This window comes from Ideonella sp. WA131b, assembly GCA_023657425.1.
In the GTDB taxonomy this organism is placed as follows: Bacteria; Pseudomonadota; Gammaproteobacteria; order Burkholderiales; family Burkholderiaceae_C; genus Rubrivivax.
Window position 1 is genome coordinate 2,151,055 of record JAGTJW010000001.1, and the last position, 17,540, is coordinate 2,168,594.

Sequence of the window (17,540 nt, forward strand, 5' to 3'; positions counted from 1 at the left end):
ATGTCGGCCATGCCCACGCCCGGCCAGGAGTCGCTGCCCTTCGACGGCGGTGCCCCGGCTGCGGGTGCGGCGGCGCACGCCTTCTCCGCGCACGCGCTGCCGCCGGAGCCCGGCGTGTGGGACGAGCTGCGCGGCGGCGGCACGCTGCGCCCGGCCTGGCAGCGTTTCGTGGCCGCGGTGCCGGCGCCTGCCGGCGGCCTTTCGACGGCCGAGGATCTGGACCGCCGTGTGGCGCAGGTGGAGCAGCGCATCCAGCTCGACGGCGTCACGCACAACGTGTTCGCCGATGCGGGGCCGGGCGCCACGACGGGTGGTGTCTCGGCGCGGCCGTGGTCGCTGCAACTGCTGCCGTTGATCATCGAAGCGGCCGACTGGGCCGCCATCGAGGCCGGCGTGGTGCAGCGCGCGGAACTGCTGGAACGCATGCTGGCGGATCTCTACGGCCCGCAGACGCTGCTGCACGAAGGCCTGCTGCCACCGGCGCTGCTGCTGCGCCATCCGGGCTGGCTGCGGCCGATGATCGGCGTGCCGCCGGCCGGCGGGCAGCGCCTGTTCATCGCCGCCTTCGACCTGGCCCGCGGCCCCGACGGGCGCTGGTGGCTGGTGGCGCAGCGCACGCAGGGTCCGTCGGGCCTGGGTTACGTGCTGCACAACCGGCTCGTCATCTCGCTGCAGTTCCCGGAGGCCTTCGCACAGTTGCGCGTGCAGCGCATCGCCAGCAGCTACCGGCTGCTGCTCGACGCCCTGGAGCAGCGCGCGCAGCAGGTGGCCGGGCACGCCAGCCCGCGCGTGGTGCTGCTGACGCCCGGGCCCTACAGCGAGACCTATTTCGAGCACGCCTACCTCGCGCGCTATCTGGGCCTGCCGCTGGTGGAGGGTGGCGACCTGACGGTGCGCGGCGGGCGCCTTTACCTCAAGACGGTGGACGGACTGGAGCCCGTGCACGGCGTGATGCGCCGGCTGGACGACGACTGGTGCGATCCACTGGAGCTGCGCCCCGACAGCGCCCTGGGCGTGCCCGGCCTGCTGCAGGCCGCTCGGGCCGGCACCGTGGTGATGGCCAACGCGCTGGGCAGCGCCTTCCTGGAGACGCCGGCCATCCAGGGCTTCCTGCCCGGCATCGCCGAGCGCTTGCTCGGCGAGCCGCTGGCCCTGCCGAGCCTGCCGACCTGGTGGTGCGGCGAGGCCGCGGCCTGGACCGACGTGCGCGACACGCTGGCCGACAAGGTGGTGCGCAGCACCTTCCCGCGCGGCGGGCGGACCTCACAAGCCTACAACCTGGGGTTGGCCTACCCCCCGGACGTTGAGCGCAGCGCCGTTCCCGTGCACGAAGACCCCGACGCCTGGACGGTCCAGGGCCGCCTGCGCTTCTCGCGGGCGCCCATCTGGGGCGACGGCGTGGTCACGCCGCGCCCGGCCATGGTGCGTGTGTACGCCATCGCCGACGGCCGCGAGGGCCGGCCGCGCTGGCATGTGCTGCCCGGCGGCATGACACGCGTGGCCCGCCGCGAAGACGCCAGCATCAGCATGCAGCGCGGTGGCACCAGCCTCGACACCTGGGTCATGACCGAGGGGCCGGTGGACGCCTTCAGCATGCTGCCGCAGCGCCTGCGCGTCGATGACCTTGCCGCCCACCAGCGCCCGGTGAGCAGCCGCACCGGCGAAAACCTGTTCTGGCTCGGGCGCTACACCGAGCGCACCGAGCAGCTGGTGCGGCTCGCCCGCAGCACGCTGATGCGCATCGACGCCGACGCCGAGATGGACGCCCCGCTGCGCAGCGCGCTGTCGCAGCTTGCGGTGAGCACGGGCCTGGCACCGCCCGGCGTGCCCACGCTGTCGCAGAGCCCGCTTCACTTCGAGCGCGCGGTGCTGGCGGCGCTTGGCGACGCACGCGGCATCACCAGCGTCGCCTACAACCTGCAGGCGCTGGAGCGCACGGCCCTGGCGCTGCGCGAGCGGCTGGCTCCCGAGCAGTGGAGCCTGGTGCGGCAGATGAGCGAGGGTTTCTGCAGCGCGCTGGAGACGCTGCACGGCGAGCTGCCGCCGCCCGCGCAGGTGTTGCCGGCGCTGGACCGGCTGGCCCTGCAACTGGCCGCGGCCACCGGCGCGCAGACCGACCGCATGACACGCGACCACGGCTGGCGGCTGCTCACCGTCGGCCGGCTGCTGGAGCGGCTGCAGGGGCTGGCGCTGCGGCTGCTGGCCTTTCTCGGGCCGGCCGACGCCGGGCCGCCCCTGGGCGCCTTGGGCCACGTGGCCGGCGTCGAGATGCTGCTGGAGCAGTTCGACAGCGTCATCACCTTCCGCGCGCGCTACCAGCGCCATGAAGACCTGCTCGCGCTGACCGAGGTGCTGGTGCTGGACAGCACGAACCCGCGCGCCTTTGCCGGCGTGCTGCGCCGACTGCGCACCGAGCTCGGCAAGCTGCCGGGACCGCCGGAGTCGCACGGGCCGCTGCTGGCGCTGCTGCCGGCCGAGGGCGCGGGACTGTCCTGGGCAAGGCTGCGCGGACTCGAAGACGAGCCCGTGGCCGCCACGGCCGCAGCGCTGCGCATGTTGTCGGCCGATCTGCTGCAGGCTGGCCACACGTTGGCCGACCGCATCGCCGAGCGCTACTTCACGCTGGCCCACGGCAGCGACCAGCGCATCGGCTGAGGGAGCGCACCATGCCGGCCACCGCCCCGATGCTGCTGGAAGTGCGCCACGAGACGCGCTACGCCTACTCGGCGCCGGTGACGCTGGCGCACCACCTGGTGCACCTGCAGCCGCTGGTCGACACGCACCAGCGCTTGCACCACTTCGCGCTCGACGTGAGCCCCGAGCCTGCCCAGGCCCGCGACAGCACCGATGCCTGGGGCAACGCGCAGCGCCACTTCGGCCTGGTGCAGCCGCACGACCGCCTCACGGTGCTGGCCACCAGCCGAGTGGCCGTGTGGCCGCGCTTTTCGGCGCTGCGGCCCGAGGCCTCACCGACCTGGGGCGAACTCGCCGCGCGCGTGCGTTACGTGGCCCGCGCGCCGTTCGTGGCGGCGGCCGAGTTCGCGCTGCCTTCGCCCTACGTGCCGCGCCTGCCGGCGCTGCGCGAGCTGGGCGCGGGCCTGTTCACGCCCGGCCGCCCGGTGGCCGAGGCGGTGCTGGCGCTGATGCACCGGTTGCACGCGGAGTTCAGCTATGAGAGCCGCAGCACCGAGGTGGACACGCCCTTGCAGCAGGTGCTGCTGCAGCGGCGCGGGGTGTGCCAGGACTTCGCCCACCTGCTGGCCGGTGTGCTGCGCGCCTGGGGGCTGCCGGCGCGCTATGTGAGCGGCTACCTGCTCACGCACGCCCCCGCCGCTGCCGGCCCGGGCGAGGCCCACGCCGGCACCGCGATGCTGGGCGCCGACGCCTCGCACGCCTGGGTGCAGGTGTGGTGCCCGGGTACGCCCGGTGTACCCGCCGGCCCCGGCGGCGCCGACGACGCCTGGCTCGATCTCGATCCCACCAACGACTGCGTGCCCGGCAGCGGCCACGTGCGGGTGGCCGTGGGCCGAGACTTCGGCGACGTCACACCGCTGCGCGGCGTGATCCGCGGCGGCGGCCACCACACCCTGGCCGTGGGCGTGACGACGCGGCGGCTCGATCGCTTCGGCCACGCCCAGCAGGCCCACGCGTTGCTCTCCCCGACACCGATGGAGAACACCGGATCATGAAACCGGCCTTCGACGAGATGAACACCGCCGCTGGCGCTGTACGGCCGCAGTACGAGGTCTACGCCGGGTGGCTCAAGCGCCAGCCGGCCGAGGCCATGCGCTCGCGGCGTGCCGAGGCCGAGATGATCTTCCGCCGTGTCGGCATCACCTTCGCCGTCTACGGCGCGAAGGACGAAGACGCCCACTCGGAGTTCGGGGGCACCGAGCGCCTGATCCCTTTTGACCTCATCCCGCGCGTGATCCCCGGCGCCGAGTGGAAGCGCATGGAGGCCGGCCTGCGCCAGCGTGTGACGGCGCTCAACCGCTTCATCGACGATGTCTACCACGGGCAGGAGATCCTCAAGGCCGGTGTCGTGCCGGCCGAGCAGGTGCTGAACAACGCGCAGTTCCGCAAAGAGATGATGGGCGTGGCGGTGCCCGGCGGCGTGTACTCGCACATCAGCGGCATCGACATCGTGCGCGCCGACACGGGGCAGGGCGGCCAGTACTACGTGCTGGAAGACAACCTGCGCGTGCCCAGCGGCGTGAGCTACATGCTCGAGAACCGCAAGATGATGATGCGGCTGTTCCCCGAGCTGTTCAGCATGCACCGCGTCGAGCCGGTGGCGCACTACCCCGACCTGCTGCTGGAGACGCTGCGCGCCGTCTCGCCCAGCGGCGTCAACGAGCCCACGGTGGTGGTGCTCACGCCCGGCATGTACAACAGTGCGTACTTCGAGCACGCCTTCCTGGCGCAGCAGATGGGCGTGGAGCTGGTGGAGGGGCAGGACCTGTTCGTGAAGGACGGCTTCGTCTACATGCGCACGACGCAGGGCCCCAAGCGCGTGGACGTGATCTACCGCCGCGTCGACGACGACTTCCTCGACCCCCGGGCCTTCCGCGCCGACAGCACGCTGGGCTGTGCCGGGCTGCTGGACGTGTACCGCGACGGAAACATCACGCTGGCCAATGCCATCGGCACCGGCATCGCCGACGACAAGAGCATCTATCCCTACGTACCCAAGATGGTGGAGTTCTACCTGGGCGAGAAGCCCATCCTGAACAACGTGCCCACCCACCTGTGCCGCGAGAAGGACGACCTCGCCTACGTGCTGGCCCACCTGCATGAGCTGGTGGTGAAGGAGGTGCACGGCGCCGGGGGCTACGGCATGCTGGTGGGGCCGGCGGCGAGCAAGGCCGAGATCGCCGGCTTCCGCGCCGTGCTCGAGGCCAACCCGGCCAACTACATCGCGCAGCCCACGCTGGCGCTGTCCACCTGCCCCACCTTCGTGGATGCCGGCTTTGCGCCGCGGCACATCGACCTGCGCCCCTACGTGCTGAGCTCGGGCAAGACCGTGCAGACGGTGCCGGGCGGCCTCACGCGCGTGGCGCTGAAGGAGGGTTCGCTGGTGGTCAACTCGTCGCAGGGCGGGGGCACGAAAGACACCTGGGTTCTGGAAGACTGACCTCGAGGAGCACGACGATGCTGTCCCGCACCGCCGACCACCTGTTCTGGATGGCGCGCTACATGGAGCGCGCCGAGAACACCGCGCGCATGCTCGACGTGAACTACCAGACCTCGCTGCTGCCGCAGAGCGCCGACACGGCCCTGGCCGGCTGGAGCGGGCTGCTGAGCATCAGCGAGCTGACCTGGGCCTTCAACCAGCAGCATCGGCAGATCGACGCCCGCAGCGTCATGGACTTCATGGTGCGCGACGAGGGCAACCTCTCCAGCATCTGGAACTGCCTGCGCGCGGCGCGCGAGAACGCGCGTGCGGTACGCGGCGCGCTGACGACCGAGGTGTGGGAGACGCAGAACCAGACCTGGCTCGAGTTCAACCGCATGCTCAAGGCCGGCGAGTTCGAGCGCGACCCAGGTGCCTTCTTCGAGTGGGTGAAGTTCCGCAGCCACCTGAGCCGCGGGGTCACGGTGGGCACGATGCTGCAGGACGAGGCGCTGCACTTCCTGCGCATCGGCACCTTCCTGGAGCGCGCCGACAACACCGCGCGGCTGCTCGACGTGAAGTTCCAGGCCCTGGCCGGCGAGGACTATTTCGGCCCGGACGGCAGCAAGGAGCAGCAGGAGGTGGACTTCTACCACTGGAGCGCGATCCTGCGGTCGGTGTCCGGCTTCGAGATCTACCGCAAGGTCTACCGCAACGTGATCCGCCCCGAGAAGGTGGCCGAGCTGCTCATCCTGCGCCCCGACATGCCGCGCTCGCTGGCGGCCTGCATGAACGATGCTGTGGCCAACCTGCGGCTGGTGGCCAACCAGCACAGCGATGAGACGCTGCGCCGTGCCGGCCGGCTGCAGAGCGATCTGCGCTACGGCCGCATCGACGAGATCCTGGCCACGGGCCTGCACGCCTACCTGACGCAGTTCCTCGACCGTGTGGGCGACCTTGGCGTGGGCATCAGCCGCGACTTCCTGGTGCCGATGGCGGCTTGAGGCTGTTCACGGGCCGCTCCGGGCCGATTGTGGTCCACGACCGATTGGGGGCCGACCGCAGCAGTTCAACCCAGCCGCGTCCGATGGAGGGCCACCTGCGCCCGCACCTGTGCCGGGGCCGTGCCACCGAGCACGTTGCGGGCGTTCAGCGAGCCCTCCAGCGTGAGCACGCCGAACACGTCGTCGCCGATGCGCGGATCGATGGCCTGCAGCTCGGCCAGCGACAGCGCCGAGAGGTCGACGCCCCGGCCCAGCGCCAGCTTCACCGCGTGCGCCACCGCCTCGTGCGCGTCGCGGAAGGGCAGGCCCTTCTTCGCCAGGTAGTCGGCCAGATCGGTGGCCGTGGCGTAGCCGCGCATGGCGGCCCTGCGCAGGGCTTCGGGCTTGACGACGATGCCACCCACCATCTCGGCCATGATGCGCAGCGTGGTGGCCAACGTGTCGACGGTGTCGAACAGCGGCTCCTTGTCTTCCTGGTTGTCCTTGTTGTAGGCCAGCGGCTGGCCCTTCATCAGCGTGATCAGGCCCATGAGGTGGCCGACCACGCGGCCGGTCTTGCCGCGCGCCAGCTCGGCGACATCGGGGTTGCGCTTCTGCGGCATGATGGAACTGCCCGTGCAGTAGCGGTCGGCCAGGTCGATGAAGGCGAAGCTCTGGCTCATCCACAGCACCAGCTCTTCGGCCAGGCGCGACACATGCACCATGGTGATGGCGGCCCAGGCGCTGAACTCGATGGCGAAGTCGCGGTCGCTCACGGCATCCAGACTGTTCATGCACACGCCGTCGAAGCCCAGCGTGCGCGCCACACGCTCTCGGTCCAGCGGGTAGCTGGTGCCGGCCAGCGCCGCGGCGCCGAGCGGCAGGCGGTTCACGCGCTTGCGCACATCGGCCAGGCGCTCGGCGTCGCGCGCGAACATCTCCACGTAGGCCAGCAGGTGGTGGCCCAAGCTCACCGGCTGCGCCACCTGCAGGTGCGTGAACCCGGGCATCACGGTCGTGGCATGGTCCGCGGCCCGTTCCACCAGCGCGCGCTGCATCGTGCCCAGCAGCGGCTGCAGCTGGTCGATCTCGCCGCGCAGCCACAGTCGCACGTCGGTGGCCACCTGGTCGTTGCGGCTGCGGCCGGTGTGCAGCCGCTTGCCGGCATCGCCCACCAGCGCCGTAAGCCGCGCCTCGATGTTGAGGTGCACGTCCTCGAGCTCGAGCTTCCACTCGAAGCGGCCGCTCTCGATCTCGTCCACGATCTGCGCCATGCCGCGGCGGATGTCGGCCAGGTCCTGCACGCCGATCACGCCCTGGGCGGCCAGCATCTCGGCGTGCGCCAGGCTGCCGTCGATGTCGGCGCGCCAGAGGCGCTGGTCGAAACCCACGCTGGCGGTGTAGCGCTGCACCAGCTCGCTCATCGGCTCGGTGAAGAGGGCCGACCAGGCCTTCTGCTTGTTCGCCAGGGGATCGTGGTGCATCGACACGGTGGGTGCTCGGTGGAAGAGGGCTTCGCATTATCCCGGCCACCCCGATCGCGCCCACCCATGTCCGACCCCGGCGCCCGCTCCGCCGCGTTCGACCCCTGCCACCCGGCGCTGGCCCTGCGCGTGGTGCTGCTGGTGCAGGCCGCGTTGGCCGTGCTGGCGCTGGCCGGCGCGGCCGATGCGGCGCACGGGTGGCAGCGGCGATCGATGCGTCGCTGGGCGCGATGGCGACCCTGCTCACCTCTGCGGGGCTGGTCGCCGTTGACTTGGAGGCGGGTGGCGCCTGGCAGGGCGCGGCGGCGGCTGTCGGCGGTGCGGGCGGCGTTGGAGGCCGGCGGCGCCACGGACTGATCGGGTGCACCGATCAGCCCGTGTTGCGCAGCCCCGCCGCGATCCCGTTGATGCTGAGGTGGATGCCGCGCTCCAGGCGCGCCACCCCATCGGTGCTGCCATCGGGCGAGGGGCGCCGGTTGCGGTAGCGCCGCATCAGCTCGACCTGCAGGTGGTTCAGCGGGTCGAGGTATGGGAAGCGGTGCTCGATGCTGCGCGCCAGCGCGGCGTTGGAGGCCAGGCGCTGCGGCTCGCCGGTGATCAGCGCCAGCGCCTCCTGCACGCGCTGCCACTCGGCCTTGAGCTGGGCGAAGATGCGCCGCGCCATGACCTTGTCCTCCACCAGCTCCACGTAGCGCGCGGCGATGCGCAGGTCGCTCTTGGCCATCACCATGTCGAGGTTGGAGAGCAGCGTCCGGAAGAACGGCCACTGCCGGTGCATGCGCTGCAGCAGCGCCGTGCGCTCGGCGCGCCCGGCCGCGCCACCGACGGCCACGAAGGCCTCGACGCTGCTGCCGAAGCCGCACCAGCCCGGCAGCGCCATGCGGCACTGGCCCCACGAGAAGCCCCAGGGGATGGCGCGCAAGTCCTCGATGGCGGGTGTGCCCTTGCCACTCTTGGGACGTGAGGCGGGCCGGCTGCCGATGTTCAGACCCGCGATCTCGCGGATCGGCGTGGCGGCGAAGAAATAGTCCGTGAAGCCCGGCGTGCCGTAGACGATGCGGCGGTAGGCCTGGAAGCTGGCGTCGCTCAAGGCGGCGGCGGCCTCGAGAAACGCTTTGGGCGCCGACTTCGTGGGGTGCAGCAGCGTGGCCTCGAGCGTGGCGGCCACCAGCGTCTCGAGGTTGCGGCGGCCGATCTCGGGGTTGGCGTACTTGCTGGCGATGACCTCACCCTGCTCGGTGAGCCGGATCTGTCCGTTCACGGTGCCCGGCGGCTGCGCCAGGATGGCTTGGTAGCTGGGCCCGCCGCCGCGGCCCACAGTGCCGCCACGGCCGTGGAACAGGCGCAGCGTGATCGGCGCGCCCTCGGCCCGCAGTTCGTCGAAGAGGGCCACCAGCGCCGTCTCGGCGCGGTAGAGCTCCCAGTTGCTGGTGAAGAAGCCGCCGTCCTTGTTGCTGTCGCTGTAGCCCAGCATCACGTCCTGCTCGCCGCCGCTGCGCAGCACCAGCGCGCGGATGCCGGGCAGCGCGTAGAACTCGCGCATGATGGGCACGCTCTGGCGCAGGTCGCCGATGGTCTCGAAGAGGGGCACCGTGATCAGCGCCGCCCGCGCGGCGCCTTCGCCCGCGCCGTCGAGCGTGCCGGTCAGCAGCCCGCATTCCTTCTGCAGCAGCAACACCTCGAGCAGGTCGCTCACCGCCTCAGTGTGGCTGATGATGTAGTGGCGGATGGCCTCGCGGCCGTAGCGCGCGAGCGCCTCCTGCGCAGCCTGGAACACGGAGATCTCGCGCTGCGCCAGATCAGAGTATGGGGCGCCGGGCACGCGCAGTGGCCTGGCGTCGTTGAGCTGCTTCAGCAGCAGCGCGCGGCGCTCGTTTTCGTTCAGCGCGCTGTAGTCGGCGCACAGGCGGGCCGCGCGCAGCAACTCGGCCACCACGGCCTCATGCTGGTCGGAGCTCTGGCGCAAGTCCAGCGTGGCCAGGTGGAAGCCGAACACCTGCACTGCGCGCATCAGCGGCGCCAGCCGCGGCGTCACCAGTGCCTGGGCGTGGTGGTGCGCCAGGGAAGCCTCGATCGTGCGCAGGTCGGTCAGGAACTGCTCGGGCCCGTCGTACGGGTCCTGAGGCTTGACCGCGTGGCGCAGAGCTTCGGTGCCGGTGAGGCGCTCGAGCGTGGCGGCCAGCCGGGCGTAGAGGCCGATCAGCGCGCGGCGGTAGGGCTCGTCGGCGCGATGCGGGCTGGTGTCGGGGCTGGCGTCGGCCAGTGCGGCCATCGCCGGCGTCACCGGCGCCAGCGTGCCGCTCATCGACAGCTCGGCGCCCAGTGCGTGCACCTCGGTCAGGTAGAAGCGCAGCGCCACCTCGGCCTGGCGGGCCAGCGCGTGGCGCAGCGTGGGCGCGCCGACGTTGGGGTTGCCGTCGCGGTCGCCGCCGATCCAGTGGCCCATGCGCAGGAAGGGCGCGACGCGGTGGCCCGGCAGCATGCGCTCGAGGTCGCGGTACAGGCGCGGAATCTCGCGCAGGAAGGTCACCGGGTAGTAGCTGAGCGCGTTCTCCACCTCGTCGGCCACGGTGAGCTTGGCGGTGCGCAGCATGCGCGTCTGCCACAGCTGCGTGACGCGGGCGCGGATCAGCCCTTCGTTCTCGGCGCGACGCTCGGGGCTGGCCAGGCCGTCGCGTTCGGCCACCAGGGCGGCCACGGCGCGCTCGGCGTCCAGGATGCTCTTGCGCTGCACCTCGGTGGGGTGGGCGGTGAGCACCGGCGAGACGTAGGCCTGCTCCAGCATCGCCGCAATGTCGGCTGCGCGGTGGTCGGCCCTGTGCAGCCGCTCGAAGCTGAGCGCCAGCGAGCCCTCATGAAGGTGGCCGGCGGCCTCGTGAACGGCGCGGCGGCGCAGGTGGTGTTGGTCTTCGGCGATGTTGGCCAGGTGGCTGAAGTAGCTGAAGGCGCGGATCACCGTCACCGTCTGGTCGGCCGTGAGGTTCTTCAGCAGCCGGTCAAGCACGCGGCCGGCCGAGGCGTCGGCCTTCAGCCGGTAGGCCACCGAGAGTTGCCGGATGCGTTCGATGAGCTCGAAAGCTTCCACGCCTTCCTGCTCGCGGATGACGTCGCCGAGGATGCGCCCCAGTAACCGGATGTCTTCCACCAACGGCTTGTTCTTCTCGACGGCATCGCTATGGGGAGCGCTGCGCATCGCTTTGGTGCGCTGCGGCAAGGTCTTGACGGCCGACACGGGGCGGGGCATGAGTGTCTCCAGGTGATGTAACCGGGTTACCCATTCTGCTGCAGTCCGTGCGCCTGCCTATGATCCGACGCATGAACGCACCAACCATCATCGCCACGCGCGAGAGCCGCCTGGCCCTGTGGCAGGCCGAACACGTCAAGGCCGCGCTGCAGCAGCGCTTCGGCCTGGCGGTCGAACTGCTTGGCATGACGACCCGCGGCGACCAGATCCTCGACCGCGCGCTGTCCAAGGTGGGCGGCAAGGGCCTGTTCGTCAAGGAACTCGAGACGGCGCTCGAGCGCGGCGAGGCTCACCTGGCGGTGCATTCGCTGAAGGACGTGCCGATGGAGCTGCCCGAGGGCTTCGCGCTGGCCGCCATCTGGGAGCGCGAGGACCCGCGAGACGCCTTCGTCTCCAACCGCTGGGCCGGCGTCGACGAGCTGCCCGAGGGCGCCGTCGTCGGCACCAGCAGCCTGCGCCGCGTGGTGCAGCTGCTGGCGCGCCGGCCTGACCTGAAGATCGAGCCCCTGCGAGGCAACCTCGACACGCGGCTGCGCAAGCTCGACGAAGGCGGCTTCGACGCCATCGTGCTGGCTGCCGCCGGCTTGGTGAGGCTGGGGCTGGGCGAGCGCATCCGAGCTCGCTTCGACCCCGCGGTGATGATCCCCGCAGCCGGGCAGGGCGCGCTCGGCATCGAGGTGCGCAGCGACGCCGTGGCGCTGAAGGCGCTGCTGGCGCAGACCATCCACCCGCCCACCTTCCTGGCCTGCCAGGCCGAACGTGCCGTCTCGCGCGGGGTGGGCGGCAGCTGCAGCCTGCCGCTGGCGGCGCACGCCACCCTGTCTGCCGACGGCACCATGACGCTCGACGCCGCTCTGGGCCATGCCGAGGAGCTGACGCGCCCGCTGCTGAAGGTGCGCGTGGCCGCGACTGTGGCCGACGAGTCCGCGGCGCGTGCGCTGGGCGCCCGCGCCGTGTCCGAGCTGCGCGCAGCCGGCGCCGCCGCCTACCTGCCGGCCGCCTGAGCGCGCCTGATCGCGCCGGACGTGCACACCGGGTGATGGCACGCCGGCTCCTCGTCACGCGGCCGCTGGCACAGGCCAGGCCCTGGGTGGAGGCGCTGCGCGTGCGCGGTGTCGACGCGGTGTCGCTGCCGCTGATCGGCATTGAGCCGGTGGCCGACCCCGCCGAGGTGCACGCCGCCTGGGCGCGCCTGCCGACGCAGGACTGGGTGATGTTCGTCAGCGCCAACGCGGTGGAGCGCTTCTTTGCCGCTAGCCCGCCGGGTGCTGCCTGGCCGCCCGCGCTGCGCGCTGGCGCGCCAGGCCCGGGCACGCGCGCGGCGCTTCAGGCCGCCGGGGTGGCTGCCATCGACGAGCCCGTGCCCGGCCGCGCCGACAGCGAAGGCCTTTGGGCCCGCGTGGCCGCGCGCGGCTGGGCCGGGCGCCGGGTGCTGGTGGTGCGGGGCGAAGACGGCCGCGACTGGCTCGCCGACCGCCTGCGCACCGAGGGCGCTGACGTGGCCCACGTGGCCGCCTACCGGCGCGCGCCGCCGCAGCCCGGCGCCGACGGTCAGGCGCTGCTCGACGCCGCCGTGGCGGCGCCAGCGCGGCACGCCTTCGTCTTCGGCAGCAGTGAGGCTTTGACCCACCTGCGCACGCTGTGCCCTCAGGCCGACTGGGCAGCGGCAGCGGCCTTTGCCGGCCACCCGCGCATCGGCGAGGCGGCGCGTGCCGCAGGCTTCGGCACCGTGTGCGTGCTGCCTCCACAGGACGACGTGCCGGCGGGCGCGGCGGCTCTGGCTCTGGCGCTGGCCGGCCTCGACGGTGACGAAACCTAGAATCATCCTGCTGTGACCGACACTGCCGTTTCTCCCGACACCCCTGCCGAGCCCGCAGCGCCGCCAAGCCTGGTGCCTGGCGCGACCGCGCCAGGGTCGGTGGCGGGGGCCGCGGGCCTGCGGGCCAGGCGCCGCTGGGCCAGCTGGGGCGCGGCCGCTCTGGCCGCGCTGTCTGCCGCGGCCCTGGTGTTCGCGTACACCACGCTCCAGAGGGTGGCCTCGCTTGAGGCCGAGCTCGTCAAGCGCCAGGCCGACAGCGGCACGCAGGCTGCCGAGGCGCGGCTTCTGGCGCGCCAGGCTGAGCAGGCCAGCCGCGAGACGGCGGCCAAGCTGGCGCTTCTGGAGGCCCGCCTCGCCGAGACCGCGCTCCAGCGCACGCAGATCGAACAGCTGATGCAGGGCCTGGCCCGCTCGCGTGACGAGAACGTGCTGGCCGACATCGACAACGCGCTGCGCGTGGCCTTGCAACAGAGTGCCATCACGGGCAGTGCCGAGCCGCTGGTGACCACCTTGCGCCAGGCCGACGAGCGGCTGGCCCGCTTCGACCAGCCGCGGCTCGAGCGTGTGCGCCGAGCCGTGGCGGCTGACCTCGAGCGCGTGCGCAGCGCCGGCCTGACCGACTTTGCCGGCCTGGCCATCCGCATCGACGAGCTGATCCGCCAGGTCGACGAGCTGCCGATGCTCGCCACGCCCCAGCAACGGGGCGCGCCACGCGCGGCCCCGCCTTCAGCCCCGGTGGCAGCCGGCAGTGCCGGCAGCGGCGATCTCGCGGCGCGCTGGCGGCAGTTCAGCGAGGCTGTATGGGTTGAGGCACGGGGCCTCGTGCGCGTGACGCGCGTCGACACCGCCGAGGCGGCGCTGCTGGCCCCCGAGCAGGCGCTTTTCCTGCGCGAGAACCTGAAGCTGCGGCTGCTGAACGCCAGGCTGTCGCTGCTGTCGCGCCAATTCGACCTGGCGGCCGCGGACCTGCACGAGGCCCAGGCCCTGATCGACCGCTGGTTCGACCGCGGTGCGCGCCGGGTCGTCGTGGCCGGAGAGACCTTGCGCCAGGTGGCGGCGCAGTCTCGCCAGGTGGTGGTGCCGCGGCCGGACGCGACTCTGGCGGCCATCGCAACGCTCAGCGCCGTGCCGGCGCCGCGCTGAGAGCCGGGGTCCATGGGCGGCGTTATCTGGCTGTTGCTTCTGGCCGTCGTGGCCGTCGTGGCGGCATCGATCTTGGGGCCCAATGACGGCCTTGTGAGCCTTTATTGGGGAGGATGGCGCACCGACCTGTCGCTGAACCTTGCGGTGCTGCTGCTGGTGGGCTTGGGCACGGCCTTGCTGCTTGTCGTGCAGGCGATCAACTCGCTCGTCAGTCTGCCGCGGCGGGCCAGCCAGTGGCGCGCGTTGAGGCGCGAGCGCGCGGCCGAGTCGGCGCTGCGCGAGGCGCAGGCGGAGTACTTCGCGGGCCGTTACGGCCGTGCGCAGAAGGCAGCGCAGCGTGCGTTGGTGCTGCAGGAGGAGGCCGAGGCGCTGGCCGGCGACGCCCGCTTTCGACTGCTTGCGTTGCTGCTTGCCGGTGGCAGCCTGCACCGGCTGCAGGACCGCAAGCGGCGCGACGGTATGGTCGCGCGCGCGCTGGACGTGCGGGCCGGCAGCGCAGCCGCCACCACGGCCGGTGACGACGCGGCGCGGCTGCTGGCGGCCGAGTGGGCGCTGGAAGACCGCGACGCCGGCCGGGCGCTGGAGCTGCTGGATGCGTTGCCCCCAGGTGCAGCCCGACGCACCCAGGCCCTGCGACTGCGCCTGCAGGCGGCGCGGCTGGCGCGCCAGCCGGTCGAGGCGCTGCGTACAGCACGGCTGCTGGCCAACCATCAGGCGTTTTCGCCGCTGGTCGCGCAGGCCTTGCTCCGCTCGCTGGCCGCTGACGTGATCGACACGGCCCACGACATGCAGCAGTTGCGCCGTCTGTGGAGCCAGTTCGACGCCAGCGACCGGCGCGATCCCCAGGTGGTGGCCCGTGCCGTGCAACGCGCCGCGCTGCTGGGCGGCGCCGACGACGCGCGACTGTGGCTGCGGCCGTTCTGGGACCGCTTGGCCGATCTGTCGAGGGAAGACCGCGATAGCCTGGCGCTGGCGCTGACCCTAGCCTGTGATGGCATCGGCAGCGACTGGCTGCCGCGGCTGGATCTGGCCGTGCAGGCCTTCGGCCACGAGCCGGCCGTGGCGGCGGCGGTGGGTCTGGCGCTTGCCGAGCGCCAGCTGTGGGGCAAGGCGCGCGCGCTGCTCGAACAGGCCGCGGCAAGCCCGGGCCTGGCCGCTGCGCAACGCCGCCGTGCCTGCCGCGTGCTCGCCGCCATCGCGCGCAGCGAAGGCGACGAGGCCCGCGCCCAGGGTCACGACCGCGCGGCGGCCGCGCTCGACTGACGGCATGCTACACTTGTGGGCTACGCGGCTGTAGCTCAGTTGGATAGAGTACTTGGCTACGAACCAAGGGGTCGTGGGTTCGAATCCTGCCAGCCGCGCCAGAGTTGCTGTTCTGGATCAACGGGCTAGAGGCCTCGGCTTCTAGCCCGTTGTTCGTTCCCTGGGGGTTTGGCGCGCGCTGGCCGCGCGCTGCCCTGCCGCAGGCGGCGCTGGATTGTGCTCCGCCGCCGGGCCGGCCTCAAGCATCGGCCACAATGTGGCCGCGCCGTACAAGAGCGCCGCTGTCCACCAGCGACTGGGCGACCCGCAAGCCCCAGGTTCCCACCGAGCCTTCCGGGCTGCCCAGCCGCTGCCACACCTGGCCCAGCAACGGCGTCGCAGCGATCCAGTCCTGCAGCGCCGCTTCGTCCTGCTCGCGCACCTCCATCAGGTGGTACTTCAGGAGCACGCGCGCGCCGTGCTGCAGGTGCCGCACAGGCTCGGCGTGGAAGCTGGCGAGCCGTCGCCGCGCCCGGATCAGCGCCTCGGGCACGTCGTCGAAAGGCGCCCCGTGCCCGGGGATGACATGGCGCGGCGCAAGGCTTTGGATGAGATCGAGCACCGCGGCCACGTCGTCGAAGCCCGGCTCGCCGTCCAACTCGGGGAATACGACGCCGAAGCCGTTGCCCCACAGCGCGTCGGCGCTGATCAGCACGCCCTCGCGTTCGTCGAACAGCATCAAGGAATGCGGGTCATGCCCCGGCGCGGCCAGGGCCAGCCAACGACGCCCCCCCACGACCAGCCACTCCCCCGGCGCGAGCACCCCGTCGGGGATGAAGCGCTCGCAGGTCTGGCCAGTGCTGGCGTGGCTGAGCGCGTGCGCCTCCCAGGCCCGCGCCTCGCCGTGCAGCCCGGGCGGGATGTCGATGCGGCAGCCGTAGGCGCGCTGCAACGCCGCATTGCCACCGCAATGGTCTGAGTGCAGGTGCGTGTTCACAACGCGGGCGAGTCGCTCGCGGCCCAGCCCCGCGTGCAGCAAGGTCAGTGTCTGCGAGGCATGCAGCGTGTGGCTGGAGTCCACGAGCACGGCACCTTCGCCGGGCTCGCCGTGCAACAGCACGTTGTTCGAAGACAGCCAGCCGCGTTCAAAGACCTGCAAGCCGTAACGCCAGCCGGGCGCTTGCGGGATGGTGGACATGGTGACGGGATGTGCAGGGATGGCTGCAAGCGCGGGCCGGTGTGGCCAGCGGCGTGGGGCCGAACACTAACACCCCGGACCGGTGCGCAGCGGCAATCGCCGTGCAGGCGCGACAGATCAAAGACGCTGTTGCGAGCGGATGCGCTGGTTGAACAGGGCGGTGTTGCAGCGGACGATGCCGAGGCTGCGCGGGCGCCCGCATGGACAGTTCAACCGATTGGCGGGCTCCAGAGGGGTTTCTCGTATGTTTGTCTTGGACAGAAAGGCCTACATTGTGAAGGTCTGCAACCCGTTGGAGGACCGCATGCCCCAATACCTGCCGGCCTACGAACCGCCGGATCACCGCCGCGCTGCCCTGGCCGTGGGGGTGGCGCCCATCGCCGTGCTGCTCGCGTTCACGGGCATCGTCATGGGCTGGGTTGCTGTCGACATCGGCCTGGCGGTCCTGCTGGCCTGCACGCTTTGGGTGGCGCACGAGATGCACGCTTACCAGCGCGCGGTCGACGCCTACAACGCCGACTACGTGCAGCGCCACCTGCAGTGGCGATGCAACGAGACCATCGCCGAGCTCATCGACAGATCTTCAATCGACGAGCCCGCCCGGGCCTTCGCGGCGCGCTTCCTGGCCGCGGGCCGGGCGTTGCTGCCCGATGGCCGATTGCCCTGACCGCCCTCGTGGGCTGGCGCTGGGTATGCCGGCGCTGCTTGAACACGTCGGCCACCCCGGGCGCTGCCCCAGGGGCTCGCGCCTGTGAACAAGGCCTTCGTCAGGGAGACTGCGGGCGAGGACGACGACGAAGCCACGGGCCCGCCTGCGTGGCCCTCTGGCGCACGCAACTACCTCACGCCGCAGGGCTACGCGCAGCTTCGCGAAGAACTGGTCGGGCTGATCGAGCGCGAGCGGCCCAAGGTGGTGGAGGTTGTTTCCTGGGCCGCCAAAAACGGTGACCGGAGCGAGAACGGCGACTACCTCTATGGCAAGAAGCGCCTGCGCGAAATCGACCGCCGAATCCGCTTCTTGAGCCAGCGGCTGGACATCGCCGAAGTGGCTGACCCCAGCCAGCACCACGGCAACGATCAGGTCTTCTTCGGCGCAACCGTCACCTACGCGACCGCGCGGGGCGAGCAACGCATCATCACCATCAAGGGCATCGACGAGGCCGACAGCCTCAAGGGTGAGGTGAGCTGGATCGCGCCGATCGCGCGCGCGCTCATCAAGGCGCGCGAAGGCGACGAGGTACAAGTCGTCACGCCCGGCGGGCGCGAGACGATCGAGGTGCTGAAGATCGAGTACCCGCCGCCGCGATGAAGACG

14 protein-coding genes and 1 tRNA gene are annotated in these 17,540 nt (G+C 71.7%); 12 read left to right on the forward strand and 3 right to left on the reverse strand.

The window, feature by feature from the left end; genetic code table 11:
• The first annotated feature begins 9 nt into the window (after positions 1-9).
• Genes KA711_09895 through KA711_09910 form a run of 4 tightly spaced genes read left to right on the forward strand, consistent with a single transcriptional unit; the run spans position 10 to position 6,117 of the window.
• Positions 10-2,655, forward strand: a complete 2,646-nt coding sequence (locus KA711_09895) for a circularly permuted type 2 ATP-grasp protein (GenBank protein MCM0609291.1) — start codon at positions 10-12, stop codon at positions 2,653-2,655.
• Between the two features lie 29 nt (positions 2,656-2,684).
• Positions 2,685-3,689, forward strand: coding sequence for a transglutaminase family protein (locus KA711_09900; protein ID MCM0609292.1), 1,005 nt, complete (start codon positions 2,685-2,687; stop codon positions 3,687-3,689).
• Positions 3,686-5,134 (forward strand): circularly permuted type 2 ATP-grasp protein, encoded by a 1,449-nt coding sequence (locus tag KA711_09905; protein MCM0609293.1) that lies wholly within the window; start codon positions 3,686-3,688, stop codon positions 5,132-5,134. Before KA711_09900 ends, KA711_09905 begins: the two co-directional genes overlap by 4 nt.
• A gap of 17 nt (positions 5,135-5,151) precedes the next feature.
• Positions 5,152-6,117, forward strand: a complete 966-nt coding sequence (locus KA711_09910; GenBank protein MCM0609294.1) for an alpha-E domain-containing protein — start codon at positions 5,152-5,154, stop codon at positions 6,115-6,117.
• Positions 6,118-6,182: 65 nt separating this feature from the next.
• On the opposite strand, the gene argH is transcribed toward KA711_09910, so the two are convergent.
• On the reverse strand, positions 6,183-7,580 hold the full coding sequence (argH, locus tag KA711_09915; GenBank protein ID MCM0609295.1) for an argininosuccinate lyase: 1,398 nt from the start codon (positions 7,578-7,580) through the stop codon (positions 6,183-6,185).
• A gap of 66 nt (positions 7,581-7,646) precedes the next feature.
• Between argH and KA711_09920 the strand changes: the two genes are divergently transcribed.
• Positions 7,647-7,937: a hypothetical protein gene (locus KA711_09920; protein ID MCM0609296.1), complete on the forward strand. Its 291-nt coding sequence runs from the start codon at positions 7,647-7,649 to the stop codon at positions 7,935-7,937.
• A gap of 13 nt (positions 7,938-7,950) precedes the next feature.
• Here KA711_09920 and ppc read toward each other — a convergent pair whose 3' ends face one another.
• The gene (gene ppc / locus KA711_09925) at positions 7,951-10,824 is read right to left on the reverse strand and encodes a phosphoenolpyruvate carboxylase (protein MCM0609297.1); all 2,874 of its coding nucleotides are present in this window, start codon (positions 10,822-10,824) and stop codon (positions 7,951-7,953) included.
• A 71-nt stretch (positions 10,825-10,895) separates the two neighbouring features.
• On the opposite strand from ppc, the gene hemC reads away from it, so the two are divergent.
• The 5 genes from hemC (at position 10,896) to KA711_09950 (ending at position 15,150) form a co-directional block, all read left to right on the forward strand.
• Positions 10,896-11,828 carry a hydroxymethylbilane synthase gene (gene hemC, locus KA711_09930; GenBank protein ID MCM0609298.1) on the forward strand — a complete coding sequence of 311 codons (933 nt, stop codon included), beginning with the start codon at positions 10,896-10,898 and terminating at the stop codon, positions 11,826-11,828.
• Between the two features lie 32 nt (positions 11,829-11,860).
• Positions 11,861-12,643, forward strand: coding sequence for a uroporphyrinogen-III synthase (locus KA711_09935; protein MCM0609299.1), 783 nt, complete (start codon positions 11,861-11,863; stop codon positions 12,641-12,643).
• Between the two features lie 72 nt (positions 12,644-12,715).
• Positions 12,716-13,786 carry a uroporphyrinogen-III C-methyltransferase gene (locus KA711_09940; protein MCM0609300.1) on the forward strand — a complete coding sequence of 357 codons (1,071 nt, stop codon included), beginning with the start codon at positions 12,716-12,718 and terminating at the stop codon, positions 13,784-13,786.
• A gap of 12 nt (positions 13,787-13,798) precedes the next feature.
• Entirely contained in the window at positions 13,799-15,049 is a 1,251-nt protein-coding gene (locus KA711_09945; protein ID MCM0609301.1) for a heme biosynthesis protein HemY, read from the forward strand.
• 24 nt (positions 15,050-15,073) lie between these two features.
• Positions 15,074-15,150 (forward strand) — tRNA-Arg (locus KA711_09950).
• 137 nt (positions 15,151-15,287) lie between these two features.
• On the opposite strand, the gene KA711_09955 is transcribed toward KA711_09950, so the two are convergent.
• The gene (locus KA711_09955; protein ID MCM0609302.1) at positions 15,288-16,226 is read right to left on the reverse strand and encodes an MBL fold metallo-hydrolase; all 939 of its coding nucleotides are present in this window, start codon (positions 16,224-16,226) and stop codon (positions 15,288-15,290) included.
• 304 nt (positions 16,227-16,530) lie between these two features.
• Between KA711_09955 and KA711_09960 the strand changes: the two genes are divergently transcribed.
• Together KA711_09960 and greB are read left to right on the forward strand one after the other, a co-directional pair.
• Entirely contained in the window at positions 16,531-16,893 is a 363-nt protein-coding gene (locus KA711_09960) for a hypothetical protein (GenBank protein MCM0609303.1), read from the forward strand.
• Positions 16,894-16,977: 84 nt separating this feature from the next.
• Positions 16,978-17,535: a transcription elongation factor GreB gene (greB, locus tag KA711_09965; GenBank protein ID MCM0609304.1), complete on the forward strand. Its 558-nt coding sequence runs from the start codon at positions 16,978-16,980 to the stop codon at positions 17,533-17,535.
• Positions 17,536-17,540: the final 5 nt, after the last annotated feature.